Source organism: Agrococcus citreus (genome assembly GCF_039527715.1).
Classification (GTDB): domain Bacteria; phylum Actinomycetota; class Actinomycetes; order Actinomycetales; family Microbacteriaceae; genus Agrococcus; species Agrococcus citreus.
This window is the reverse complement of sequence record NZ_BAAAKK010000008.1, coordinates 1-1,948: the sequence shown is the minus strand read 5'-3', so window position 1 is coordinate 1,948 and position 1,948 is coordinate 1. Positions and strand designations below refer to the sequence as shown.

The window sequence follows — 1,948 nt, the reverse complement described above, 5'->3', positions numbered from 1 at the left end:
TGAGTAGCGAAAGACATGTGAGAAACATGTCCTCCGAAAGACCAAGGGTTCCAGGGTCAAGCTAATCTTCCCTGGGTAAGCCGGGACCTAAGGCGAGGCCGACAGGCGTAGTCGATGGACATCAGGTTGATACTCCTGAGCTGGCGAAGAACCGCCCAAGTCAATCCAGTAATGCTAAGAGTCCGAATCCTTGGACCGATCCCTTCGGGGTGACGTCCTTGGCCTAGCGCTCGACCCTATGCTGGTGCGGCTAGCGTATTAACAGGTGTGACGCAGGAAGGTAGCAGAACCGGGCCGATGGTTGAGTCCGGGTAAGCCGTAGGGCGTGGGATAGGCAAATCCGTCCCACATGAAGCCTGAGAGCTTTGCCGAACCCTTAGAGGGAAGTCTGTGATCCTATGCTGCCTAGAAAAGCATCGACGCGAGGTTCAAGTCACCCGTACCCCAAACCGACTCAGGTGGTCAGGTAGAGAATACCAAGGAGATCGAGAGAATCGTGGTTAAGGAACTCGGCAAAATGCCCCCGTAACTTCGGGAGAAGGGGGGCCTGAGGCGTGACGGCACTAGCTGCCCGAGCGTTTGAAGGCCGCAGAGACCAGTGGGAAGCGACTGTTTACTAAAAACACAGGTCCGTGCTAAGTCGCAAGACGATGTATACGGACTGACGCCTGCCCGGTGCTGGAAGGTTAAGAGGAAGGGTTAGCGCAAGCGAAGCTCAGAATTTAAGCCCCAGTAAACGGCGGTGGTAACTATAACCATCCTAAGGTAGCGAAATTCCTTGTCGGGTAAGTTCCGACCTGCACGAATGGCGTAACGACTTCCCAGCTGTCTCAACCGCGAACTCGGCGAAATTGCACTACGAGTAAAGATGCTCGTTACGCGCAGCAGGACGGAAAGACCCCGTGACCTTTACTACAGCTTGGTATTGGTGTTCGGTGTGGCTTGTGTAGGATAGGTGGGAGACTGTGAAGCTCGGACGCTAGTTCGGGTGGAGTCATTGTTGAAATACCACTCTGGTCACTCTGGATATCTAACTTCGAACCGTAATCCGGTTCAGGGACAGTGCCTGGTGGGTAGTTTAACTGGGGCGGTTGCCTCCCAAAAAGTAACGGAGGCGCCCAAAGGTTCCCTCAACCTGGTTGGCAATCAGGTGTCGAGTGTAAGTGCACAAGGGAGCTTGACTGTGACAGTGACAACTGGAGCAGGGACGAAAGTCGGGACTAGTGATCCGGCAGTGGCTTGTGGAAGCGCTGTCGCTCAACGGATAAAAGGTACCTCGGGGATAACAGGCTGATCTTGCCCAAGAGTCCATATCGACGGCATGGTTTGGCACCTCGATGTCGGCTCGTCGCATCCTGGGGCTGGAGTAGGTCCCAAGGGTTGGGCTGTTCGCCCATTAAAGCGGCACGCGAGCTGGGTTTAGAACGTCGTGAGACAGTTCGGTCCCTATCCGCTGCGCGCGTAGGAAGTTTGAGAGGATCTGACCCTAGTACGAGAGGACCGGGTTGGACGAACCTCTGGTGTGTCAGTTGTTCCGCCAGGAGCACCGCTGATTAGCTACGTTCGGGATGGATAACCGCTGAAAGCATCTAAGCGGGAAGCCGGCCTCAAGATGAGACTTCCATGCCTTCGGGCGAGAGGCTCCCAGCCAGACTACTGGGTTGATAGGCCGGATGTGGAAGTGGGGACTACAGACCCATGAAGCTGACCGGTACTAATAAGCCGATAATTTGATAACACCTATATGAGCTTGCTGCTCGCGTCCACTTTGTGGTTCCCGATGTACGGTCGGGAACTGCAGCCCTCCACGACAGTGGAGAGCTGTGCAGATCGAAACATCAACAGTGTTTCGGCGGCCATAGCGAGAGGGAAACGCCCGGTCACATTCCGAACCCGGAAGCTAAGGCTCTCAGCGCCGATGGTACTGCAGGGGGGACCCTGTGGGAGA

At 55.4% G+C, this 1,948-nt stretch carries 2 rRNA genes; both read left to right on the top strand.

The window, feature by feature from the left end:
* Positions 1–1,738 (top strand): 23S ribosomal RNA (locus ABD106_RS14500); the annotation flags it as partial.
* 110 nt (positions 1,739–1,848) lie between these two features.
* Positions 1,849–1,948 (top strand): 5S ribosomal RNA (rrf, locus tag ABD106_RS14495); the annotation flags it as partial.